The sequence below is a fragment of the Neisseria sp. genome (assembly GCF_030523955.1).
In the GTDB taxonomy this organism is placed as follows: domain Bacteria; phylum Pseudomonadota; class Gammaproteobacteria; order Burkholderiales; family Neisseriaceae; genus Neisseria.
In genome coordinates this window covers 1-23,623 of sequence record NZ_JAUNHL010000045.1, presented here as the reverse complement: position 1 = coordinate 23,623, position 23,623 = coordinate 1, and the positions used below count along the sequence as shown (strand labels likewise).

The window sequence follows — 23,623 nt, the reverse complement described above, 5'->3', positions numbered from 1 at the left end:
GCGTTAGACCATTCGGCAAGTTGTAGCTTCCTCTCTCATCTCGTAGTGCTACAATTGTCTTTGGGCAGTTGTTGGTATCCGGTAAGTTGTAGCTTCCTCTCTCATCTCGTAGTGCTACAATGGCTGGCCGGGTGCGCCCGGATCGCCCTTAGTTGTAGCTTCCTCTCTCATCTCGTAGTGCTACAATCCATCAGCGAGAGGATACACGCGGTCAATTGTTGTAGCTTCCTCTCTCATCTCGTAGTGCTACAATCGGCAATATTGAATATTTCTTGTGATGATTGTTGTAGCTTCCTCTCTCATCTCGTAGTGCTACAATGCGTCGTGTGAACGCAAGACGTTAAAATTGGTTGTAGCTTCCTCTCTCATCTCGTAGTGCTACAATAAACGCCCATGACTAAACGGCAAAATGTGCGTTGTAGCTTCCTCTCTCATCTCGTAGTGCTACAATTTCTGCGGCCTTATCCACGTAAGCTTGCGCGTTGTAGCTTCCTCTCTCATCTCGTAGTGCTACAATCCAGCCAATGCTATTAAGTCATCGACAAGCGTTGTAGCTTCCTCTCTCATCTCGTAGTGCTACAATTGCAGCTCACCTCAACAGCTCAATCCCTGCGTTGTAGCTTCCTCTCTCATCTCGTAGTGCTACAATGATTGATACCTTTGAGGGCGGTAAGGCGCGGTTGTAGCTTCCTCTCTCATCTCGTAGTGCTACAATACAGGGCAGCGGCGGCCGTTCCCGCGGGGGGTTGTAGCTTCCTCTCTCATCTCGTAGTGCTACAATACGTTAGGTTGGCAACGGTCGAAAACACCTGTTGTAGCTTCCTCTCTCATCTCGTAGTGCTACAATACTCAAGCCTGAAATCCTTATTTGATAAGGATTTCAGGCTTTTTTATCGTTTTTAAAACTACGCTAAAATAGTAATAATTGGTCGGCATTGACCTTTTTTTCACGGGGTTTGGGCTCGCCAATCAGCATAATCATGCCTGCAAATTGCTTTTCAGTTACCTCTAAATAGCGTACTTGGCCTTCTTCGGGTAGGTGTGCTTTCAATCGATTGTGGTGTTTCTGCAACGCATCACGACCGCGTACGATGCGGGAGTAAACGGATAATTGCAGCATTTGATAACCGTCTTTTTGCAGAAATTGACGGAATTGGTTGGCGGCTTTGCGTTTTTCCGCAGTGGTTACAGGTAGGTCGAAAAATACGATTAAGCGCATAAATTTGGCCTCACTCATAATCTTGTACCTTTAAAGGAAGCATCTCGGGTAGTTTCAAGTTTTTTGAGTGACCGGTTAGTACTGTCTGAAAAGATTGAACGGTACGATCAATTGCTGCCAAGAGAGAGTAACTGCGACCATCTAGTTTGATTTGGCAATGCAGCAGCGACACTAACTTTTGTTTGATTTTCGGCGTAAGTATGCCTGGCAGTTCGTCTGCAAGCCGGCTTTCCCATACCAGTAAATCCACTAGCGGGCGGTAAGGTTCGATAAAGTCATCGGCCAGATTGAAGGCATTTAATTCGCTGCGGTGTTGAAGCCCGAGTGCGGGTAAAAAGCCATATTGAACCAAAGCGCGGGAAACGGCGGAACGCACGATACTGTAACCGTAATTCAGACAGGCATTGATGGCATTGTCGTGGCTGCGGGCGAACTGGTCGCCGAAGAGTACGCGGAAATACAGTGCGGCGGCCTGACTTTCGGCAAAGTCTTTATCACCGGATTTAACGCCGTCGGCCAATGCGTTCAGACGGCCTGCGGCGATATCGTGTCCGCTATAATCCAGCAGCCAAGCCTGATTGCGGATTTTCTGTTTGACAATCTGCTGCCAAAGTTGTTTTTTATGCGGCAGAGTCATTTCCATCTGGTATTTCAGGATTTTCAGGCTGCGGTGATATTGGGCGAACGGCAACCACTGCCCGCAGGGTAGAAACTGTTCATCACAGGTGAGTAGGGTTACGCCGTATTGCGCCAGTGCTGATAAAAGCGGGGCGGTAAGCACTACTTCGCGTGCTTCGACCACAATCACGGCAATATCTTCCAACGGCACGGGAATAATGTCGTCTTGTTGAATCAGCAAATGGTTTTGTTGTAACGACAGGCGGGCAGGTTTGCTGATCAGAATACTGCGCCAAGTCATATGGTTTTCTCCGTGGGTGCTTTATATACAAAACAGGCCGTCTGAAATACTTTCAGACGGCCTAATGCTTATTTTTTGTTTTTCAGTTCAGGACGTTTCTCTGCTTCGCACAGACGGATTTCTTTGCCCAAAGGGTCGATTTGGTATTTTTGGAAAGACAAAACAGTTTTGACACCAACACGATGCAGTCCATCTTTTCCTGTGCTTTTCTCCAGATCATGCTCTTTTATACCGATATTGCCAGTTGACCTATCCAAGCCTGAAAAATATCCGAAAATCCGCCCTTTCTTACTAATCACTTCCACCAAATCATTAGGATAAAGCGAGAATTTAAACGCATAGCTCTCATCCATCACATCCCAATCGGCTTCATCTTTACCTTGTACCACAGCTTTATTAGGCAAAATACCCTTAGCCACCTGCCAAGCATATATCGGCACCAAATAATTTTTCTCACCTTTACCGAACACATCCACCCGCACCATTGTGGCATTATCGGCAATACCTTGGGGAATACCGTTGCTGTCTTTGCGTACCATCACGCCGGTTTTCTGTACATCTTCCACCCGCACCGCTTTTACCAACGAGCCTTGTTGCCCGTCTTTTGCCGGTTTGTAAAACGGCTCGGAAAAAGCTTTGGCGGGATCGTCATTGTATGCGGCCAGCCGTTCTTGCAATGCGGCATACAGGGCTGGTTCACGGTTCGGATAGCCGACGATTTTTTCAATATCTTTGGTTTTCAAAGAAGTAAGCGGTTTTTTAACCACGCTGATATTTTCAGACAGGCGTTTGGCAGATTTAATGGTTTCCAAATGCCCTTGTCCGCTCATCTTGCGGTTTGGTGCGCGGGAAACAAATAGCGGAGTAACGTGTTCATGCAATACCTGGGGGCGAGAATCGAGTTTTGCCGCCAGTTCTTCACGCGGATTGTCGCTGAATACACGAATCATCACTTCCTGCCGGAAAAAATCCCACGGTTGCGGAATACGCTGTTTGACCTCGCCGGTTTCCGTATCCACTATTTCCAGCGATTCACGCCGTTGCATGGCTTGGGTGATTTTTTGTTGCATTGATACGGTGGAGCACGCCACGATAACAGCGTCTAAGGCGTGATGGCGGTCGTTTTCTTCACGCACTTTGCGCAAGCCCCATAAACCGCGCAGCAAGCTGGTAATCTGTCCGTTTGAAGCAAATACCCGCCGTTTGCCTTTACCCTCCAAATGCAGGTTGTGTTCGATAAAGGTGCACAAAAAACGGGCGATATAGCGCGTATCATTCAGATTACGTTCAATAAAATCCTGTTCGTTGAGTTTGGCCGTCTGAATCCGCTGTTTTTTTGCATACGGAAAATGGCAGCCTGCTACCCGTGCCTGAAATTCACGCCAGCGCTCACTATTTTCTGCTCCGCCAAGGTATTCATAAGGCGTTTGGTTGCGTTTTTTCTGGTTTTCGCTGCCGAGCACCAGCACTTTGTTATTAAAACTGTCGTCCCAAGTGCGGGAAAAAGGCAGCGCGTGATCGATTTCCACATAACCTTTTTCGTTCAGACGGCCTAAATCCAACGGCACGCCCGAATACAGGCATTTGCCTTGCTGCTGCTTATAGAGCCGCATTTTCAGAATGTCTTGCCCTTTCGGTTCGCCTGTAAAGTGAGGGAAATATTCTTTGAATTCGGCCGCTGCGCGCTCGCGTTCTTTACGGTTTTCTTCCTGCCGTTTTTCAATTTCTTTGCGGTCCTTATACGATTTGCCCAATTCGCGTGCCGTTTCAATATGCACACGCAGCGGCGAACCGTAGCGGCGGATAATGGCGTTAACTACTTTGCGTGCCTGTGTGAGCGTACGGAATACCACGGGATTGCGGATATCGTCGGCATGAATCACCGGCAGCAGCAAATTATCTTGCTGTGTTTTTGCGCCATAGTGGTTGCCGTAAACCTGCGCACAGGCTTCGTCATAGCGCAATCCCTGTTCCATTAACGGCATAATTTTGGCCAATGCCGGTAAAGATAATTCGATAAATTTATCAAAGCTCAAACCTTTCAATAAAGCCTCCGACACCTGTTCGGGCAGCGCCAAACCGGCCAAGGCTGTCTGAATGTCGTTGTCGGTTTTATAAAGTGAAAACGCCGTACCAATCGTATCAATCACTTCGGGATTGCGGATGCGGTTTTCCCATTCGCCTTTCAAGCCTGCTTTTTCTAAAACCGTGCGGATTTTGTGATAAGCCTTCATTTCCATCAGCGCGCCGCTTTCGGCTTTCAGGCCGTCTGAATCTTTACCGTAGCGCAGCCCTTTGAATACTGCGCTTTCAGGTAGCCCCAATATTTTGCGTACTTGTGCGTAAGTGAATTTGGAGTTCTTATTCTTATAAGGCTCGTCCAATAGCTGTTTCCGCTCATGTTCGTTTAGCACCCGTTCTTCGCCGTTGTGCAGAATGCGTAAATTATTCAGCTTGGTCAGCCAGATAAAACGTTCCGCACTATAGGTGTTTTTCGCGGCTTTGTATTCAGACGGCTCAAACGTACATTTACCCAGCATTTTCAACACCGCCTCACCCTGTAGGGCACTGCGCTGCGTCATCAGCAAATCGTCTACTTTCGCCTCCAATTCGACTGAAGTAAACGGATTCCCCAATTCGCGCTGCTTGGCAAACAACAGATGCAGTTCTTTTTGCAAATCCAGGCGGTTGAAGGTGTGGGAATAGTTGCCTCCTTTATTGCGCAGGTGGCCACTCTGTTCAGCAAACAGTTTTACTGCCAACTCTGCCGGCGTTCGGTATTGCCCGGGATTATCTGCCAGCAGTTTGTGATTCTCTGCCACTCCTGCCAGCAGCCTGCCCAGCTCCTTATCTTCCGTTTGCATCTCGCTTTTACGCTGCGACAGATAACCGCGATGTTTGACCAAATGCAGCAACACCGCCGCCCATTCTTTTTCTGTCAGCTTTCTGTCCAATCCTTGCACGCGCAACTGCCAAGCATCCACCGGCATGGCAACAGGTAGATCGTCGGCAGTAAAATCTGCCGCCGTCAGCAGCCCTTCGCGTTTTAACAAACTGCGCAGACGCAACAGGCGGTGTGCCCGGCGGCGGATTAAACGGCGGATACTGCGCGCGGTACGCCAGGCCAATGCCAACGATTCGCCGGTTTTCGGCACTTCTGCACGCTCAAACGTACGTACTCCGCAATCCAGCAGGCCGATGGGGTGCTCATTTTCATCCACCAACACCAACGCCCAACCAACCGAAGCAATGCCTAAATCCAAGCCTAAAATATAGCGCTGTACTTTTTGTTTCATTCGCTTTTCCCTTTGTGTTGAAATTAATAAATAATCATACTATTTATAATAAATTAAATAAATATTTGACAAGTATTTTCTTTATCTCTAAAATTTACCGTATTGTTGCACTACGAGATGAGAGCCGTTGCTACAATAAGGCCGTCTGAAAAGACGTGCCGCGACGTAAAATACAGAAATGTATGAGCCCCTGTTTAAGTTTACTTAAACAGGGGCATCGTCTTTGATTATACCGTGATGTAATTATAAATGCCTGTCTGAAAACTTTTTCAGACAGGCATTGATTTATTTTCATCCGCTTCTAATCAATTAAGCTTCATCATCCTGATCATCGATACGTACGCTGTGATCAATCAAGCTCGGTTGAACAAAGGCTGCGGCGGATGAAGACTTGCTGCTGGATAAGCGTTGCAGATAAGCTTCATCAATATCGCCGGTTAAATATTGGCCACTGAAGCAAGAGTTATCAAAACGCTGTATATCAGGGTTCAGTATTTTTACAACAGCCTCAAGCTCGGCTAAATCTTGGAATACACAACCATCGGCGCTGATTTCTTCAGCAATTTGCTGGGCGGTGCGTCCGTTGGCAATTAACTCTTCGCGGGTCGGCATATCGATGCCGTAAACATTGGGGTAGCGCACTTCCGGTGCTGCCGAGGCGAAAAATACTTTTTTTGCACCGGCGGCTTTGACCATTTCCACAATCTCACGGCTGGTGGTACCGCGCACAATGGAATCATCCACCAGCAATACATTTTTACCGACAAACTCCGATTCAATAGGATTCAGCTTCTGGCGTACCGATTTTTTGCGCGTAGCTTGCCCGGGCATGATAAAGGTACGGCCGATATAGCGGTTTTTAATCAGGCCTTCGCGGTAAGGTTTTCCCAAATGCTGCGCCAGCTCCATGGCGCTGGGGCGGCTGGTATCGGGTATGGGCATCACGACGTCTATTTCATCGATATTCAGCTCACGCTTCACTTTTTCCGCCAGCGACACGCCCATATTCACGCGTGCCTGATATACCGATACGCCGTTGATGACGGAATCAGGTCGGGCAAAATAAACATACTCAAACAGGCAGGGTGCCAATTCGGGAGATTCCGCACAAGAGCGGTTATACAGTTTGCCGTCTAAAGTAATAAAGATGGCTTCGCCTGGATCCAGCTCACGTACCAACTCGTAACCCATGCTACTGAATACGATGGATTCCGAAGCCACCGCATAATCGGTTTTGCCGTCGGCATTAATAAATTTACCCAAAGCCAGCGGGCGGATACCATATGGGTCGCGAAAAGCGAGCAAACCGTAACCGGCAATGAGTGCGACCACACCATAAGCCCCGCGCACACGCTTATGCAGCTTGCTCACGGCGTTGAAAATATTATCCACACTCAAATGGGTTTGGCCGGAATCGCTTACTTCGCGGCGCAATTCGTGGGCAAAAACGTTCAACAATACTTCTGAATCGGATCGGGTGTTGATATGACGCAGGTGTTTATAGCACACATTTTCGTATAGCTCGTCGGTATTGGTCAGATTACCGTTGTGTGCCAATACGATGCCGAAAGGCGAGCTGACATAAAACGGTTGTGCTTCCGCACTGCTGCCGGCATTACCGGCAGTAGGATAACGTACGTGGCCGATACCGGCGTGACCGTTCAAATCACGCATATTGCGGGTGCGGAACACATCACGCACCATGCCTTTGCCTTTATGCATATGGAACATATTGCCTTGTACGGTCACGATACCGGCAGCATCCTGCCCACGGTGCTGCAACATCTGTAAACCGTCATACAGCAATTGATTAACCGGTTCGTGCGCTACCAGCCCTAATACACCACACATGATTTTCTCCAGAAATTACAGCATCGGGCTGTCAAGACGATCACTTATCCGTCCAGCCAGATAAGGTACCGCCACGGAAGCCAAAGTTTCGAAATAAACGGCACTGGCGGATGCTCGCCAGTCTTGAGTTTTGGGCAGGTCGGTAAAGGAGCACACCAACACCACCAGCGTCATAATTAATACGCCCTTCACCGCGCCGAACACTCCGCCGAGCATACGGTTGACGCTTCCCAAACCCATCGCGGAAACGGCTGATACCAATAGGGAACGTAATAAATATTGCACCAGCCAAGCCGCAGCAAATACCAGAATGAATCCCGCTGCCACGCTCAGCGCACGCGGCTGCAGCGAAGTGAGAAACGCATCGGCAAAAGCCTCTGCAAACAAGCGTGCCGCCATAAAAGAAACAATCCAAGATGCCAACGAAGCAATTTCAGCGATAACGCCGCGCGTCATGGAAACCACAACGCAAATCAGGATAACCGCCAAAGCCGCCATATCAAATATCGTCATGTTTGATTCCGGTATTACTTGCTGCTGACGACAGAACCGCTGACGCCTTTGGCTTTCAGTTTTTCCAATGAGCGTGCCGCTGCCTCGCTATTCGGGTAAGTGCCTGTCTGAACGCGATAAACCGTGCCTTTACTGGTTTCAATCTTGGCAATCGAAGCATTCACGCCGGATTGGCGCAAAGTCTGCAAAGTTCTCTTGGCATTAGCTTCGTCTCGGAACGATCCGGCATGAATAGTAGCTTTACCGCCGCCTGTTTTGGCTGCCGTAGTCTCTTTGGCTGCCGCCTGTTTTTTGGTTTCGGCTTGTTTTTCAGCTTCTGCCTGTTTTTTAGCTTCCGCTTCTTTTTTGGCTTCCGCCTGTTTCTTCAGCGCCGCAGTCCGCTCTGCCTCTGCTTGTTTAGCTTTGGCTGCCTGCTCTTCTTTCTGCTGTGCAGATTTTTTCTGAGCCGCTAATCGTTCGGCCTCTGCCGCTTTTTTCTTAGCTGCCAAACGGGCCGCTTCGGTTTCTTTTTTTGCTTCTGCCTGTTTCTTCAAGGCTGCAGATCGCTCGGCTTCCGTTTGTTTGGCTTTATTTTGTGCTTCTTTGGCCGCCGCAGCTTTCTCAACCGCCTGTTTCTTCTGGGCAGCCAAACGCTCGGCTTCTGCCGCTTTCTTCGCCTGCGCCGCTTCCTGCTTGGCCTGTTCAGCCCGCTTGGCAGAAGCAGCTTTTTCGGCAGCGGCCTGCTGCTTGGCCAATTCCTGACGCCGCTCTTGTGCCTGTTGTTGCTCAAGCGCCGCTTTTTCCGCTGCGGCACGGCGTTCGGCCAATCGTTTTTGCTCTGCTGCCGCACGCTCTTGCGCCGCCTGCTTCTCTTTCTGCTCTCGTTCGCGCGCAACAGCGGCTTTATTAGTATTCTCAATTACAATCACCGGCGCCGGAATCATATCTTCCGGCTTGGGATCCTGTTGCTCTACCGGTTCGGCCTTTTGCGTAACGGTACGCACCGTACCTTTATCGTCTTTCAGCTCCACGCTTTCCTGGCCGTCTGCCAAGTCGTAAACCTTATTATTACTGCTGTTTTGTTCAGCTGCTTTTTCAGCTTGCATATGAGGCGGCGGATTGGTGTCTTCCGGGCCGACCACCACTACATTTTGCTTAATGGTTTTCTTTTCTTTTGTCTCAGCCGGTTGGCTGGCGGATTGCGCCACAGCGGCAGAAGCCGAAACTTCGGCATCAGCAGCTTGCTCGCTGTCGCCCGAATTGGCAGCTTTGGCGAAAATCAAGCCAGCCACCACGACCATAACGGATGCACCGACCAGCCTGCGGCGGTTTTTACGCTTAAGCTGTTCGTATTCATCCAGTGAATTCCAATGTTCGGAGGCCATATTTTATCCCTGTTGCAACAAATCCATCACTTCGGCGACGGTATGAAAAGAACCGAATACAATGATTCTATCATTTTCCGATGCACCCGCCAAAGCAGCCCGGTAGGCGTCGGCGATGTGAGGATATTCCTCTATTTGTTCAATCCCTTGTGTATGTAATTTTTTTCTTAATGCATCTACATCCATACCGCGCGGCATATCCAGGGGTGCGATGTACCAGCTGTCGAATTGGTCTTTTACAATTTCCAACACACCGTCTATATCTTTGTCCGACAACATACTAAACACCGCGATGCGGTTTTCGGCAAACGGCAGCGCCATCAGGTTTTGGCGCAAAGCGCGAGCCGCATGCGGATTGTGGCCGACATCCAGCACGGTTAACGGCCGGCCGGGCAATACTTGGAAACGGCCGGGATTGGCAGCCAGCAGCAATCCGCGTTTAATGGCGCCCAAATCTACCGGCAATATCAAATACAAACATTCTATGGCGCTCAAGGCACAAGCAGCGTTTTGTATCTGGTAGTTGCCGCGCAAGGCAGGAATCGGCAAAGCATTGCGGTTACGGCGGTAATCGGTATCAAAACCCAAGCCTTGGCGTGGATGAAAATGGAAAGACCATTGTTGGTTTTCCAGTTTGCTGTAAGCAAAATCTTCTCCGCTAAGCAATAAGGGCGCGCCTATGGCGGCAGCGTGTTTCACCAAAGACTGCGGCGGCGGATTCTGCCCGCAGATGGCGGGCTTGCCTGAACGGAATACTCCGGCTTTTTCAAACGCTACTTGTTCAACGGTATCACCAAGATAGGATTGATGATCCAAATCCACGCTGGTCACCACCGCCACATCGGCATCGAATACGTTAACCGCATCCAACCGCCCGCCCAAGCCGACTTCGAGTATCATCACATCGACTTGTTCGCGGATAAACACATCTACCGCAGCCAAGGTATTGAATTCAAAATAAGTCAGCGAAATCTCACCGCGCGCCGCTTCTATCCGCTCAAAAGCAGCGACGATGGCTTCATCGGAAACCGGCTGGCTGTTGACGGCGATGCGTTCGTTAAATTTCAACAGATGTGGGCTGGTAAGCGTACCGGTTTTAAAACCGGCTTGGGTATAAATCTGGGTGAGAAAAGAGCAAACCGAACCTTTTCCGTTGGTACCTGCTACGGTGATTAGCGGACAAGAAGGATCCAATCCCATGCGTTTTTTGACTTCGCCTACCCGCTCCAAGCCCATATCGATCAGGCCGTTGCTGTGGGAAGTTTCCAGATGGGAGAGCCATTGTGCTAAGGTTTTGTTCATCACGCTTCTTTTTTGAGATAATGTATTTATTTATGAATAGTGTGTTTCAGACAGGCATTTATCGTTCGAAGCCGTTATTCCAACCCGGCTAAACTTCCGGCCGGTTTTTATCCGCTTTCGGCCTGCCAAAGCGCGACCACACCAGCAAACGGCGGTAACTTTCCGCATCGGTCATATCAGGCAATACAGTCAGCCAGCTTTTGCCTTTTTCGTACTCAAAACAAAGAAAACAGGCGTGCCGGTGTATCAGGCTGCTGCCGAGCAAAACGGCATCGTATTCTTGGTTGTTTCCGCATTTGATGCGCACATGGCCACCGGTATCGATGATGATTTTCCGCCAGTTTCCATTCTGCAAGCGCTTATGATACCGCCATGCACCTATTAAGCTGATCAATAAGGCCGCACAGCCCGCCCACTGCGCCATGCCATTGAAATATCTCCAGCAAAGCGCGACGGCGGCCAGATGTGCAGCGATGGTTAGCCGTTTGGCACTAGCCGAAGGCCGCAAACTGACCTGAAACGCTTGCATGGCTGTCTCACATCATGTTGTCGAATACCGGACTTACCGAAATATCCGAGTCTTCCATATCCAGTACCATATCGTGGATTTCCACTTCGAAAAACTCCCAAAAGGCTTTCAGGCTCATGTCTTGCGGCCATTTGGCAGCCGGGATGTCCCAACCGTAAATTTCCGCTTCGAAGATTTGCTGATAGCGTTCGTCGAAATAGGAAACCACCGCTTCCGGCTCATCGAATTCGGGCACCAAAAATACCGAGCAGTTGGTACGCAATTGCGCCAGCGTTAAATCCGGCATATTGTCGTCGGCTTGCTTGAGCCATTGCAGAAATTGTTCGGTAGGTTTGAGCACCACTGCGGTGCGATCGACAAAATACATAATTATCCTAACCCAGTACGGTATTGCATCCAGCCGCGATTGTACTGTATAGATGCCTGTCTGAAAACCATTCAGACAGGCATACCGGCATAGAAAAACGGTATGGTTTACATTCAAAACCATACCGTTACCCATATCGCTTTTTCTCGACCCGGCAATTAGTGGTCGGATGCTTCCGCCGCACCGATACCGGTCATAGAGCGTACATATTGCGATTCGAAAGCTTCGCGGTCTTTCTTGGCTTGCTCCGAATTATCCAAAACGGATACCAGCCAACCCACGATAAACGCTGCCGGAATACTGAAAATGGCCGGGTTGCCATATGGGAAAATGGCTTCTTTATTATGCAACACGCTTACCCACACGGTCGGACCCAAAATAATCAGAATCAGAGCCAGCAACAGGCCGGTAAAGCCCCCGGCAACCGCGCCGCGGGTAGTCAAACCTTTCCAGAACATTGAAAGCATCAATACCGGGAAGTTGGCCGAAGCGGCAATCGCAAACGCCAAGCCCACCATGAAAGCCACGTTTTGGTTTTCAAACATCACACCGAAAATAATGGCCAACACGCCCAACGCCAGAGTAGTCATCTTGGATACGCGCATTTCCTCTTCCTGGCTTGCCTGACCCTTGCGGATAACCGAAGCATAAATATCGTGGCTGACGGCAGAAGCACCCGAGAGCGCCAAGCCGGCCACCACCGCCAAAATGGTGGCGAATGCTACCGCCGAAATGAATCCCAAGAACAAATTGCCGCCCAAAGCTTCAGACAAGTGAATCGCAGCCATATTGTTACCGCCGATCAACTCGTAAACGGTTTTGCCCTCTTTCAGAACTTGCTGGAAGAAATGCGGATTGTCTTTGGTAACGAAGATAATCGCACCAAAACCGATGATAAAGGTCAACAGGTAAAAATACCCGATCAGGCCGGTGGCCACGAATACCGATTTACGCGCCTCTTTGGCATCCGGTACGGTGAAGAAACGCATCAGAATGTGCGGCAAGCCGGCGGTACCGAACATCAGCGCCATACCCAACGAAATCGCATCAATCGGATTTTTCACCAGCGAACCCGGGCCTAAAATTTGGGTGCCTTTTTCATGGATATCGGTTGCCTGTTTAAACATGGTTTCCATGCTGAAACCGGCATTTTTCAAAATCATGAATGACATGAAAGTAGCACCCGAAAGCAGCATCACCGCTTTGATGATTTGCACCCAAGTGGTCGCCAACATTCCGCCGAACAATACATAGCATACCATCAGCACGCCAACCAGAATCACCGCATAGATATAATCCATGCCAAATAGCAATTCGATCAGTTTGCCCGCGCCCACCATTTGCGCAATCAAGTAGAAAATCACTACTAAAATCGCGCCGGAAGCGGCGAACAAGCGTACCGGCGTCTGCCCCAAACGGTAAGCCGCTACATCAGAGAACGTGAATTTACCCAAGTTGCGCAAGCGTTCGGCTACCAGGAACAGCACAATGGGCCAGCCCACCAAAAAGCCGGTCGAATAAATCAGGCCGTCGTATCCGCTGGTAAAAACCATCGCGGAAATACCCAGGAACGAAGCAGCCGACATATAGTCGCCCGCAATTGCCAAGCCGTTTTGGAAGCCGGAAATACCGCCGCCGGCCGTGTAATAGTCTTTAGTGGATTTATTCTGTTTGGAGGCCCAAACGGTAATCCCCAAGGTGAAGCCGACAAAGATAAAGAACATCACAATCGCCGCGATATTCAACGGCTGTTTCTCAACCTCTCCGGTAATCGCATCGGCCCAAACACCGCCCGATGCCATCAAAGACACCGCAGTAAACATTAAGGAATGGCGCAACTTCATTACTTCTCTCCCTGCACGCTTTTCACGACATCTTGGGTCATTTTTTCAAACTTACCGTTGGCAATCGAAACATAAATCCCTGTGGTGATAAACGAAAATACAATCACAAAAATCCCGGCATAAATACCCCAGGTGGTAATACCACTATCCGAAACCGGCGTGCGAAGCAAATCGGGGTTGCTACCGATAATCCAGATATAACCAAAATACATAATTAAAATAACCGCCGAGAAGCCCCATCCCAACAGAGATTTTTGCCGCTCCATTTTCTGAAACTCAGGATTTTCCAGCACCTTGCGTGCAGTTTGTTTATCCATAATATTCACCTTCTATCTATTCTTCTTAAATTACACCGCACTACCTGTACGGTGCCGCCATTAAATAGACTGCCCAAAATTTTGACTAATTTTATTTTTTGATGCAGGCTATCGATTTTGCTGATAATCTTATGGAATTATCTGTAAAAAAAAGCGCTTAACACCCACACTCATCAGGCATAATGTGTTAAAAAATATTCAAAAAGGTTAATAAGATTCTTTAACTTATAAATAAAACCACCTAACTACTGCCTTCTAAAGCAGGGCAGGTAAGAGAAACAGCGAGAGTTTCGATGGATTTAAACCAACTGAAGTCTTTTGTCACCGTAGCCTATCACCGCAATCTTACCCAAGCAGCCGAACGCTTGCATTTATCGCAACCTGCCGTATCCGCGCAAATAAAAGCGATAGAAAGCCAAGTGGGTACGGCCCTTTTTCACCGGAACAGCAGCGGCATGACGCTCACCCGGGCCGGCGAAATCCTGCTTCCGGAAGCAGAATCCCTGCTACAGCACAAACACAAACTCGACAGTTTTGCCGAAAGCTTAGCGGAAAACTACACTCAAGAAGCACAATTAGGACTCATTCATCCGGTAAATGCCGAAAAAGTAACTGAACTAACCCGTTTACTGAGCCACAGTGCCCCGGATATCCATTTACATATCCAATATGGCATGAGCGGCGAAATTCTCAGCCGGATATTAGCCGGCCAGATACACAGCGGATTTTATCTGGGCAACGCCAATACCCGCAGCGTCCGCAGCATTTTTCTAGAAAACATTCATTACTCTTTAATTTGTCCGCAAAGTGAAGCCGCCGCTATCCAAAGCAATCTTCCGCGCAGTCTGGAAGACTATATTTGGATTGAAATGTCCGGCGTTTCCAGCAGCAACAAACATGTGCAACAATTTTGGCGCAGCAACCGCCTCTCACCTAAACGCCAGATTATTTGTGATTATCCGCAAACCATCATCGATCTTGTCAGCACCGGCATAGGCGTAGCAATGGTGCCCAGTGATAAAGCCGAAAACGCCATTGCCTCCGGCAAACCCTTGCATGTCATCGAGCAGCTCCGCCAAACCTTGCCATTACATTTCACATATTTAGACGAATACGAGCAAAATCCTACCGTACAATGGCTCAAACGTTCGGTTCTCACTACATGGCAACTACCATCTTCCGTGTAAATCCGTCCGAATAAAAAAGGAGCCAGAATGACTCGGGCTCCTTTTTCTTTGCTTGCAATACTGCCAACAGCTATAGCGGATTTAATTAACTTTCGATACAAGACAGCAAGCCGCAGGCAGTACAAGTAATATAGAACCGATTCTGTTGCCGCTTTAGCAGCTTACAAAATCGTTCTCTTTGAGCTTTGGAGCAGCAACGACGTAGCGAAAGTTAAGTTAATCCGCTATACAAAATCTAAAATCATCTATTACGCGGTACAATACCCCCGTTTAAATACAATGCCTGTCTGAAAAATACAGATTACGTCCAACATGCTCTATCTTTACCAATCCAACCGTCTCGAAGATCTCGCCGATCTCTTGCATGCCGTCCGTCAACGTCAGCCATTAAGCCATCCGCTTGCTGCCGAAGAGATAGTGGTACAAAGCCAGGGAATGCGCCGTTTTCTCAGCCAGTTTCTGGCCAAAACGAGCGGCATTGCCGCCAACTTACGCTTCAGTTTGCCTGCCGCACTGGCTTGGCGGCTGATGCGCGAAGTGCTGCCGGGCACTCCGGCTCTCAGCCCGTTTTCCACCGAAGTCATGCGCTGGCGGTTACTTGACCTGTTTGGCAGCAAACGGCTACAACACGACGCCCAACTGACAGAAAGCCGCCGTGCACTGAACGGCTATCTCTCCAACGGCGAGCAGGCAGCCTACCAACTTGCCGGCCGGCTGGCCGATATTTTCGACCAATACTTAGTCTACCGCCCCGATTGGATTAACAGCTGGCAAGCCGGTAAAGAACTGAACTTGGGCGAAGGCGAGGGCTGGCAAGCCGAGCTTTGGCGCTTTCTTGATGAGGGCGCACAAAATATCCCGCACCGCGTCGCCTTATGGCAAAGCCTGCTAACCGGCCTCAGCAGCCATCCATTACCCGAACGTATAATGGTATTCGGCATCGCCACCTTGGCGCCGATATATCTTCAACTATTGCAAGCTTTGGGCGAACACACCGAAATACATATTTTTGCACTTAACCCCAGTAGTGAATTCTGGGGCAACATACTGAGCCCTGAACACATTCTCAAACATCCCGATGCTGCAACCGCCGGCCATCCTCTGCTCGCCTCTTTAGGCAAACAAGGGCGTGACTTTTTCGACGCACTGAGCGATAGCGGCGCCCGCCTCGAATTGCAGGTTTATGAAGAAGAACCCCGATCCGACAGCCTTCTGCACCGCCTGCAACACGACATCCAAACTCTCACACCTCCCGGCAGCCAAGGTCTCGGCCGTTGGGATAACAGCATACACATCGTCTCCGCCCACAGCCCGTTGCGCGAATTGCAAATCCTGAAAGAGCATCTGCTCGACACTTTACAGCAGCATCCCGATTGGCAACCGCACGATATCGCCGTACTCACTCCGAATATCGAACCTTACGCCCCATTTATCGAAGCGGTATTCGGCCAGCGCCAAGGCAGCGCACAAACCCTGCCCTACAGTCTCTCCGATGTCAAACTCAGCCGCAACCAGCCCTTGCTGCAGGCTCTGGAACAAAGTCTAGAATTACTCGACAGCCGTTTTGAAGTCGACCGCCTGCTCGCTCTACTTGAAAGTCCCAATCTGCTGCAACGCTTCGGCCTGCAACGCGACGATTTACCACTACTGCGCCAAGCGGTTGCCGATTTGAATATCCGCTGGGGCAGCGACAAGCAAATGCGCGGCGAAACCGATAATCTGTTTACGTGGCAGCAAGGTCTCGACCGTTTAATCTTAGGTTGGCTGCTACCGGAAAACAGCGGACTATGGCAGCACACCGGTGCTTTCTACACCAATCCCGACCAACTTGAAGTACTGGCGCGCTTTGTTGCTTTCGTTGGCACACTTGCCGATATCCGCCGGCACTGGGAAACGCCTGCCGACATTGCACTTTGGGCTGAACGGATACGCCAATCAACCGACAGCTTGTTTGACGTCGCCAACAGCGACCAAAACGCCCGTCAACAAATCGACCAATTGCTCTCCCGCTGGCAGGCCGAAGCCGATTTGGCCGGATTCGACCAACCGTTACCCCGCGAAACCGTTATCGGACATATCCGCAACCATCTTAACAGCCAAAACGAAGCCGGATTCTTACGTGGCGGAATTACCTTTTGCAGCATGGTACCGATGCGCAGCCTACCGTTCAAAATGATTTGCCTGCTTGGGCTGAACGATAATGATTTTCCGCGCAACATCCATGCCCCCGCGTTCGATCTAATCGCCCGTCACCCGCGCAAAGGCGACCGTGCCCGGCGCGAAGACGACCGCTATCTTTTCCTCGAAACGCTTATGAGCGCCCGCGAAAAACTCTATCTATCCTATATCGGCCGCGACATCCGCAAAGACGAAGAACTCGCCTCCTCCTCACTATTGGGCGAACTGCTCGATACCCTCTCCCTCATGACCGGCATCCCCGCCCACGAGTTGCGCGAGCAACGCATCGTGCAGCACCCGCTGCAAGCCTTTTCCCATCAGTATTTTAACGGTCGTTTCACCAGCAGCCGCAGTGATTATGCCAATGCCCTCAACCAGCCTGTAAGCGAACCGCAACCCTTTTACCGCGCCCCCCTCACCGAAGCAAAAACAATCCCGCAAGACATTGAACAACACAGCTTCTTACCATTTTGGCGCAATCCCGCCCGTGCATGGTTGCGCCAAAATCTCGGCTGGAAGCCCCTCTATGCCGATCCCGCCGGCGACACCGCCGAGCCATTCGAGCCAATTGATCGCGGCAGCATCAGCCAAGCCTATCTGGCCGCCCGCCGGAGCAATGAAGACTTCAACCGTACCGCCGAATATCTGCAAGCACAAAGCAGCCTGCCGGCCGGCGAACTGGGCATCCTTTGGCAACAGCATTACCAAAATCAGGCGAAATCGCTGAACGACGAATTGATTAAAAGTCCCAAGTTGCCCGCCGATCCCTATACCTTAGCATTGGGAACACATCGCCTGACCGGGCACTTCAGCCGCCTGCACCAGCACGGCCAACTCTATTTTCTCGAAGAAAAACCGAATGCACCCACCGAAATTACGCTTCATCTAGAGCACTTGATTCTCAATGCCGTACGCCCCGAGTGCAGCAGCTGTTTCGAAAGCCACTGGTTGTATGATGGCCAATGCCGAACCTTGCCCGAAATCCCGCAACACCAAGCGCAAGCGCTGTTGGAACAGTGGATGGCCGATTATCTGCTCGGCCAACACCATCCCTTGCCTTTCTTCGCGCGGGTGTGCTTGAAAGCGGCTGAAGCCTACTTAAAAGACAACAAAAAGGACAACACAGCCGTCGGTGACGAAGAACGCTGGCAAAAAGCCTACCAAGCAGCCCTATCCGCTTATAACGGCGGCTATGATTCCACCGCCCAACGCGACTATGCCGAAGTGGCACTGTTATTTGGCAAAAATGAAACCAGCCCGTTGGATTCCCCGCTATTTCGTCGTCTGATAGAAGAATTACTGATACCGACACTGCAACTGTGCCAAATGCAAACGGCGAAAGCAGAAGATGAAGCGGCAAGTTGATGTGCCTGAATCGAAACCCGATTGGTTTCAGACAGGCATTGTGCGGAATAAAGAAACCAACAATATGCCTGTCTGAAAACACTGTCCGAAATATTTTCCCATTCAGACAGGCATACTGCTTAAACCCAGCTTGCATTTTGCCAGAAGCAAAACACCCGCCAAGCCTACGCCCGGCGGGTGTTGTCATGATAAAACCGTTTGTTTACACCAAATCGGCAAACAACGGAGTAGAAAGATAGCGCTCGCCATAAGACGGAATCAGCACCACAATCAGTTTACCGGCGTTTTCCGGCTTGGCCGCCAGTTGCAGTGCAGACCATACTGCCGCACCTGAAGAAATACCGACCAACAAACCTTCTTTTTCCGCCATCGCGCGGGCAGTGGCAAACGCCGCTTCGGCAGGTGCCTGGATAATACCGTCATAAATACCGGTATTCAGGATTTTCGGTACGAAACCGGCACCGATACCCTGAATCGGGTGCGGGCCTTTTTGGCCGCCGCTCAACACCGGAGAGGCTTCCGGCTCGACGGCAAACACTTCCACCGAGCTTTTTTTGGATTTCAGCACTTCGCCCACACCGGTTACGGTACCGCCGGTACCCACGCCGGCCACGAAAATATCAATGGTACCGTCAGTATCACGCCAGATTTCTTCGGCAGTGGTTTTACGGTGCACTTCAGGATTGGCCGGATTTTCAAACTGTTGCGGCATAAAGTAAACGCCCGGATTGCTGTCTACCAATTCTTGTGCTTTGGCAATCGCACCGCCCATGCCTTCGGCAGCGGGCGTCAATACCAATTCGGCACCGAAAGCGCGCAACAGCATACGGCGCTCTTTACTCATGCTCTCGGGCATGGTGATCACCAGTTTATAGCCGCGCGCCGCACATACCATGGCCAAGCCGATACCGGTATTACCGCTGGTCGGCTCAACGATCACGGTATTTTGGTTGATTTTACCGGCAGCTTCGGCCGCTTCAATCATCGCTACAGCAATACGGTCTTTCACGCTGCTGCCCGGATTAAAGAATTCCAGCTTGGCTACAACCTTGGCCGGCAGGCCTTCGCTCAATCGGTTTAACTGAACCAGAGGGGTGTTGCCGATCAAGTCCGTAATACTGTTTGCAATATTCATGTTTTGCTCCGAAATGATTGATTAAATTACAAGGGATTTCATCATATAGTATAAAGAGCGGGCTGGGAAAATAAAAATAACTGCTGGGAACATTCTTACAACCAAAAGTTATTTACCGCTTTCACGCCAAAATACCCGGGGAAAGCCCGGTTATCCGCATCATAACGCCCGTTTTTTACCGCTTAATAACGGATGGCCAATAAAGAAACCAATATCCAAATCATTTGAAATAGCAAGGTAATCAGAAACGCACCTTGCAATTGCTTGTTACTGAAGACATTAGCCGGCCGTTTTTCAATCACCGCCCGGTGAATAAAAAACAGCGCCATCAAAATAGCCTGCATACCGATCCACAACACGGGCTCCAGCAAATACATTTGCAGCAGTGCTGGCAAAATATAAGCGCTGAGGCTGTTGGGATAGCTTAACAAGGTCAAGCCCGCCAAGGTACAAAACGATAACAGCATCAGCAAACCGCTAACGGCAAACAAGCTGATAAACACACTGTTGCTGCGGCCATACCAAATATTCTGTGCCGGCATACGTTGCCAATCGTTGGCAAAATAAAAAACGCTGGCAATCGCGATATAAATGTGCGGCGTATAGAGTGTGGCAAAATGAGTGATACCCAAGATACCCGGCAACAGCCGTGCCCCCAAAGTACCGAAACCTATCCATAAAAGCACGCTGCCCCATAGCCATTGGAACTGTTCGTCCCGGTACGCCTGCCAGATGAATAAGACAACATAAGCCACCGGCAGCCACAAACTGAGTGTACTCAACATACACGCACCGCCCGGCTAATCAAAAAGCCCGCATTCCAATCAATCATTGTGCTTATTCTTTTTTAAGTTTTACTTATCGATACCGTCGGTCAATATTGCAATACGCCTTCAAAAACCGTTTCCACCGGCCCCGTCATCATCACATCGCCACCGGGCTGCCAATTGATATAAAGCTCGCCGCCCGGCAATTTCACCTCCACCGGCACATTTGCTTCCAGCAACCCCAGGCGTATGCCCGCCACCACCGCTGCACAAGCCCCGGTACCGCAAGCCTGGGTTTCCCCTACGCCGCGCTCGAACACTCGCAAGATAATGTGTTGATTATCCACCACTTGCATAAAACCCACATTCACCCGCTCCGGAAACTGCTCGTGCGATTCAATGGCTTCACCCCACAAAGCAACCGGCGCTAAAGACGAGTCTTCCACCACAATTACCGCATGCGGATTACCCATATTCACACAGCTTACCGGCACCGATTCCAAACCCACCAAAATCAGATGGGTTAAAGCATCCGCTTTCTCACCGGGCGCCGCTACGAAAGGGATCTCCGAAGGCGCGAAACGCGGCTTGCCCATGTTCACGGTAACCAAACCATTATCCAACAATTCCGGCAAAATAATGCCGCGTGCCGTTTGCACCACAATTTTACGTTTTTCGGTCAAACCCTTATCGCTCACAAAACGCACAAAGCAACGCGCACCGTTACCGCACTGCTCCACTTCGCTGCCGTCGGCATTAAAAATACGGTAGCGGAAATCCACGCCTTCGCTATCAGACTCCTCCACCAATAACAACTGATCAAAGCCGATACCGGTATGGCGGTCTGCCCAACGAATCAGCGGCGCTTCCTGCGGATTAAAAGACTGGTTGATACCGTCAACCACCATAAAGTCATTGCCCAATCCGTGCATTTTAGTAAATTTTAATGTTCTCATCTTTCGGCTCGCACTTCGAAGCGGTCTTAACCATTCCATCCATAGAAAATATTTCAAACGTTCAATTTTATAGCACAGCACGCCATGCATTTCTATGGTTTATTCAGCATTGAATTTAACTAACCGCCGGTTATAAACTACCAATCATTTAAAATCATGAATTTATGAAAAATTCATTTTCATTACAGCAACAAGTTGCAAAAAAGAAACAAACAATCGGTAACTTAATTACAACCAACGGCTTGATTAGAACAAACAATCTATTCAAACCAACTTTTACAGAATCTACTCTAAACCCACCGCCATACACAGCCACTTGTTTTTATTTGCTTGAATCGTGCCGCTGAACCTGCCGCTTTTGTAAGAAGTGACATTCTGCGTCAAAAGCTGCCCTGCTGTGCCAATTTCACATAGAACTAGAGCGATTCCACAACAAAATTCGGCAGTTGCAATTTGCCGACGGCAAACGCACAATCACCCTAGTTAATCTCTTTAACGCAATTAAAACGATATTTTCAGACAGGCATCACGCAACCTCAGCCTGCATTCATACAAATAACCTGTTACAACAGGAACCGGAAAACGTCATGAAAAACCATATCACCCGCTTTTTGCCAATTACCACCGGCCTTGCCATGCAGTTCCTGGTTTTAGCCCTTATTGTTGCCAACCAACCGCAAAATCCGATGGACCCAAATCCGCTGCTGTCGAACAATCTATTGCTCGATATCTTCGGCCCCTTCTCCTTAAGCAACATTACCCTGAGCCTTTTGAAATAAAATACCCTGCTAAACGTATCCGATATAGCGATAGCCGGTATTTCGGAAACTTTCCTACCGATTCCGCTTCCAATCGGCAATATTTTTATTTTCGGAACTTTCAAAAATGATGAAAAATACCCGCAAACCGATTTTCGGCCTATTATTGACACTCGCAGCAACCGGCGCTTTTGCACAAGATGTGCATTTTTATGAAAAAAACAACCAAGTGCAAGGCCGCATTGATGGCAAAGTAGCCATGCGCCTAACCATTAACCCAGAAGGCTACCCGCAAGATGTACGCGTGGTACGCAGCAGCGGATCGAAAAAAGTAGACAGCGAAGCGGTAGCCTGGATGCAGCAACAACGATTGGAGCCGGTATCGCAAAACGGTGTAACCCGCAGCTTCAGCACCATCAAAGAAATCAAATATACACTGTAAACCAACAACCCTCATTGCAATGCCTGTCTGAAAAATTTTTCAGACAGGCTTTTGTATACCAGAATATCAACGCAAACCGTTTTTACCCGAATTCATAAACCGACTGGAAAAATAAAACGGTATAATAAACAAAATGGCAGGTGCTTGATGCAAGATATAGCAGATTTAATTAATTTTCGATACAAGGCAGCAAGCCGCAGACAGTACAAGTAGTACGGCAAGGCGCAGCAACGCCGTAGCGAAAGTTAAGTTAATCTGCTATAAATATTCCCGCTCCGCCTAGGGGCTGTCGACAATTAACCGGCGAAGCGGTTTTTTGAGGCAAAAACCGCGTATGCAAGGCAAAAAGCACAGCAAGGTTGAACACCTTGCGAGCATTTTAGCTTCGCAAGTCCGCTACGCTACCTAACGGAGCAGACGGGGATTTTTGACCAAAAACACCGCCGTTGCGTTAATTGTCGGCAGACCCTAACATTCTGAAAACTCATTTGAAATGGAAATTATGATGAAACTTACCGCTTACAGCATCATGGCCGCACTGGTACTTGCCGGCTGCTCGTCTTCCGGCACAGGCAGCGGTATGTCGGTTAATCTCGGGTTAGGCGGCCTAATCGGCGATCACGTCGGCCTCGGCACTTCGGTTAATATTCCGATCGGCTCTGGCAACAAAGTACCGCAAAACGGCGTACGCGTATTGGAAGAGCAAACCGTTACCTATTTCGATGCCCAAGGCCGCACCAGCGATAACGCAGTAAAAGGCGGATTCCGCCGCCAGCTCATCAGCAAACGAGGTGATAACGAATACATCGTGCAGGATTTTTATGAGGACAACAATCGCAAGCGTACCGATCCGATCGTCATTACCCGTGCAAAACTGATGGATTTCCATGCCCATCCCGAAGACGGTACGCTGACGGTATACGCTTATAACGGCAATATCATGCAACAGCAAACCTACCGCCAAGGCCGCTTGGTGGATGCCAACTATTGATCATATTCAATAAACTTATAAACTTTACGGCCGGATGGTTTTTCATCCGGCCGTTTGTTTCGAATGCCTGTCTGAAAAATTTGCTATACCGCATTTTCAGACAGGCATTTTATTTGCCCCAACAATCCATTCATTTTAAATAACGCCAAACAGAAACAGGTGATTCCTTATTCCATCAAGCTCATCAGATTTGATTTGCGTCATAGACCCTGGAGATTGTAGACAATACCACTTGCATTGATTGCAAATAGAGAAGATAATAATTCTCGGCGTAAGGGACAAAATGGGTGCTAAAAATCCTTGAAAGCCTTATCCTGAAAGGA

Annotated in this window: 19 protein-coding genes and 1 CRISPR repeat array; of the genes, 5 read left to right on the top strand and 14 right to left on the bottom strand. The window is 49.3% G+C overall.

The window, feature by feature from the left end:
- Positions 1-19: 19 nt before the first annotated feature.
- Positions 20-847: direct repeats of the CRISPR family, unit length 36 nt; unit sequence GTTGTAGCTTCCTCTCTCATCTCGTAGTGCTACAAT.
- Between the two features lie 63 nt (positions 848-910).
- The 11 genes from cas2 to Q4C79_RS09725 form a co-directional block, all read right to left on the bottom strand.
- On the bottom strand, positions 911-1,237 hold the full coding sequence (gene cas2 / locus Q4C79_RS09775) for a CRISPR-associated endonuclease Cas2 (protein WP_085365264.1): 327 nt from the start codon (positions 1,235-1,237) through the stop codon (positions 911-913).
- Positions 1,230-2,138, bottom strand: coding sequence for a type II CRISPR-associated endonuclease Cas1 (gene cas1 / locus Q4C79_RS09770; RefSeq protein ID WP_303090831.1), 909 nt, complete (start codon positions 2,136-2,138; stop codon positions 1,230-1,232). The genes cas2 and cas1 overlap by 8 nt, the downstream gene beginning before the upstream one ends.
- Positions 2,139-2,206: 68 nt before the next feature.
- Complete coding sequence (gene cas9 / locus Q4C79_RS09765) at positions 2,207-5,434, bottom strand: type II CRISPR RNA-guided endonuclease Cas9 (protein ID WP_303090830.1); 3,228 nt, start codon at positions 5,432-5,434, stop codon at positions 2,207-2,209.
- Positions 5,435-5,743: 309 nt separating this feature from the next.
- A complete protein-coding gene (purF, locus tag Q4C79_RS09760; protein ID WP_303090829.1) occupies positions 5,744-7,285 on the bottom strand; it encodes an amidophosphoribosyltransferase in 1,542 nt (513 codons plus the stop codon).
- A gap of 15 nt (positions 7,286-7,300) precedes the next feature.
- A complete protein-coding gene (locus Q4C79_RS09755) occupies positions 7,301-7,798 on the bottom strand; it encodes a CvpA family protein (protein WP_303090828.1) in 498 nt (165 codons plus the stop codon).
- Between the two features lie 14 nt (positions 7,799-7,812).
- Positions 7,813-9,162, bottom strand: a complete 1,350-nt coding sequence (locus tag Q4C79_RS09750) for an SPOR domain-containing protein (RefSeq protein WP_303090827.1) — start codon at positions 9,160-9,162, stop codon at positions 7,813-7,815.
- A 3-nt stretch (positions 9,163-9,165) separates the two neighbouring features.
- Entirely contained in the window at positions 9,166-10,464 is a 1,299-nt protein-coding gene (gene folC, locus Q4C79_RS09745) for a bifunctional tetrahydrofolate synthase/dihydrofolate synthase (protein WP_303090826.1), read from the bottom strand.
- 88 nt (positions 10,465-10,552) lie between these two features.
- Positions 10,553-10,993 (bottom strand): protein YgfX, encoded by a 441-nt coding sequence (locus Q4C79_RS09740; protein ID WP_303090825.1) that lies wholly within the window; start codon positions 10,991-10,993, stop codon positions 10,553-10,555.
- A gap of 7 nt (positions 10,994-11,000) precedes the next feature.
- Positions 11,001-11,360 (bottom strand): hypothetical protein, encoded by a 360-nt coding sequence (locus Q4C79_RS09735; RefSeq protein WP_303090824.1) that lies wholly within the window; start codon positions 11,358-11,360, stop codon positions 11,001-11,003.
- 158 nt (positions 11,361-11,518) lie between these two features.
- Positions 11,519-13,204, bottom strand: coding sequence for a cation acetate symporter (locus tag Q4C79_RS09730; RefSeq protein ID WP_303090823.1), 1,686 nt, complete (start codon positions 13,202-13,204; stop codon positions 11,519-11,521).
- Positions 13,204-13,521, bottom strand: coding sequence for a DUF485 domain-containing protein (locus Q4C79_RS09725; protein ID WP_303090822.1), 318 nt, complete (start codon positions 13,519-13,521; stop codon positions 13,204-13,206). The genes Q4C79_RS09730 and Q4C79_RS09725 overlap by 1 nt, the downstream gene beginning before the upstream one ends.
- A 293-nt stretch (positions 13,522-13,814) precedes the next feature.
- Between Q4C79_RS09725 and Q4C79_RS09720 the strand changes: the two genes are divergently transcribed.
- Positions 13,815-14,708, top strand: a complete 894-nt coding sequence (locus Q4C79_RS09720) for a LysR family transcriptional regulator (RefSeq protein ID WP_303090821.1) — start codon at positions 13,815-13,817, stop codon at positions 14,706-14,708.
- Positions 14,709-15,020: 312 nt separating this feature from the next.
- Positions 15,021-18,251 carry an exodeoxyribonuclease V subunit gamma gene (recC, locus tag Q4C79_RS09715; RefSeq protein ID WP_303090820.1) on the top strand — a complete coding sequence of 1,077 codons (3,231 nt, stop codon included), beginning with the start codon at positions 15,021-15,023 and terminating at the stop codon, positions 18,249-18,251.
- A gap of 202 nt (positions 18,252-18,453) precedes the next feature.
- On the opposite strand, the gene cysK is transcribed toward recC, so the two are convergent.
- From cysK to dapF, 3 genes are all read right to left on the bottom strand, one after another.
- On the bottom strand, positions 18,454-19,386 hold the full coding sequence (gene cysK / locus Q4C79_RS09710) for a cysteine synthase A (protein ID WP_303090819.1): 933 nt from the start codon (positions 19,384-19,386) through the stop codon (positions 18,454-18,456).
- A gap of 182 nt (positions 19,387-19,568) precedes the next feature.
- Complete coding sequence (locus Q4C79_RS09705) at positions 19,569-20,171, bottom strand: hypothetical protein (RefSeq protein ID WP_303090818.1); 603 nt, start codon at positions 20,169-20,171, stop codon at positions 19,569-19,571.
- 89 nt (positions 20,172-20,260) lie between these two features.
- The gene (gene dapF / locus Q4C79_RS09700) at positions 20,261-21,109 is read right to left on the bottom strand and encodes a diaminopimelate epimerase (protein ID WP_303090817.1); all 849 of its coding nucleotides are present in this window, start codon (positions 21,107-21,109) and stop codon (positions 20,261-20,263) included.
- 587 nt (positions 21,110-21,696) lie between these two features.
- Between dapF and Q4C79_RS09695 the strand changes: the two genes are divergently transcribed.
- The 3 genes from Q4C79_RS09695 (at position 21,697) to Q4C79_RS09685 (ending at position 23,300) form a co-directional block, all read left to right on the top strand.
- Entirely contained in the window at positions 21,697-21,888 is a 192-nt protein-coding gene (locus tag Q4C79_RS09695; RefSeq protein WP_303090816.1) for a hypothetical protein, read from the top strand.
- 106 nt (positions 21,889-21,994) lie between these two features.
- A complete protein-coding gene (locus tag Q4C79_RS09690) occupies positions 21,995-22,309 on the top strand; it encodes a TonB family protein (RefSeq protein WP_303090815.1) in 315 nt (104 codons plus the stop codon).
- Positions 22,310-22,814: 505 nt separating this feature from the next.
- Positions 22,815-23,300 (top strand): NemA protein, encoded by a 486-nt coding sequence (locus Q4C79_RS09685; protein WP_303090832.1) that lies wholly within the window; start codon positions 22,815-22,817, stop codon positions 23,298-23,300.
- The last annotated feature ends 323 nt before the right edge of the window (positions 23,301-23,623 follow it).

Bases quoted from the DNA above. Each gene is read 5' to 3' on its own strand.
- cas2 (WP_085365264.1), bottom strand. From the start codon at position 1,237: ATGAGTGAGGCCAAATTTATGCGCTTAATCGTATTTTTCGACCTACCT.
- cas1 (WP_303090831.1), bottom strand. From the start codon at position 2,138: ATGACTTGGCGCAGTATTCTGATCAGCAAACCTGCCCGCCTGTCGTTA.
- cas9 (WP_303090830.1), bottom strand. From the start codon at position 5,434: ATGAAACAAAAAGTACAGCGCTATATTTTAGGCTTGGATTTAGGCATT.
- purF (WP_303090829.1), bottom strand. From the start codon at position 7,285: ATGTGTGGTGTATTAGGGCTGGTAGCGCACGAACCGGTTAATCAATTG.
- Q4C79_RS09755 (WP_303090828.1), bottom strand. From the start codon at position 7,798: ATGACGATATTTGATATGGCGGCTTTGGCGGTTATCCTGATTTGCGTT.
- Q4C79_RS09750 (WP_303090827.1), bottom strand. From the start codon at position 9,162: ATGGCCTCCGAACATTGGAATTCACTGGATGAATACGAACAGCTTAAG.
- folC (WP_303090826.1), bottom strand. From the start codon at position 10,464: ATGAACAAAACCTTAGCACAATGGCTCTCCCATCTGGAAACTTCCCAC.
- Q4C79_RS09740 (WP_303090825.1), bottom strand. From the start codon at position 10,993: ATGCAAGCGTTTCAGGTCAGTTTGCGGCCTTCGGCTAGTGCCAAACGG.
- Q4C79_RS09735 (WP_303090824.1), bottom strand. From the start codon at position 11,360: ATGTATTTTGTCGATCGCACCGCAGTGGTGCTCAAACCTACCGAACAA.
- Q4C79_RS09730 (WP_303090823.1), bottom strand. From the start codon at position 13,204: ATGAAGTTGCGCCATTCCTTAATGTTTACTGCGGTGTCTTTGATGGCA.
- Q4C79_RS09725 (WP_303090822.1), bottom strand. From the start codon at position 13,521: ATGGATAAACAAACTGCACGCAAGGTGCTGGAAAATCCTGAGTTTCAG.
- Q4C79_RS09720 (WP_303090821.1), top strand. From the start codon at position 13,815: ATGGATTTAAACCAACTGAAGTCTTTTGTCACCGTAGCCTATCACCGC.
- recC (WP_303090820.1), top strand. From the start codon at position 15,021: ATGCTCTATCTTTACCAATCCAACCGTCTCGAAGATCTCGCCGATCTC.
- cysK (WP_303090819.1), bottom strand. From the start codon at position 19,386: ATGAATATTGCAAACAGTATTACGGACTTGATCGGCAACACCCCTCTG.
- Q4C79_RS09705 (WP_303090818.1), bottom strand. From the start codon at position 20,171: ATGTTGAGTACACTCAGTTTGTGGCTGCCGGTGGCTTATGTTGTCTTA.
- dapF (WP_303090817.1), bottom strand. From the start codon at position 21,109: ATGAGAACATTAAAATTTACTAAAATGCACGGATTGGGCAATGACTTT.
- Q4C79_RS09695 (WP_303090816.1), top strand. From the start codon at position 21,697: ATGAAAAACCATATCACCCGCTTTTTGCCAATTACCACCGGCCTTGCC.
- Q4C79_RS09690 (WP_303090815.1), top strand. From the start codon at position 21,995: ATGATGAAAAATACCCGCAAACCGATTTTCGGCCTATTATTGACACTC.
- Q4C79_RS09685 (WP_303090832.1), top strand. From the start codon at position 22,815: ATGAAACTTACCGCTTACAGCATCATGGCCGCACTGGTACTTGCCGGC.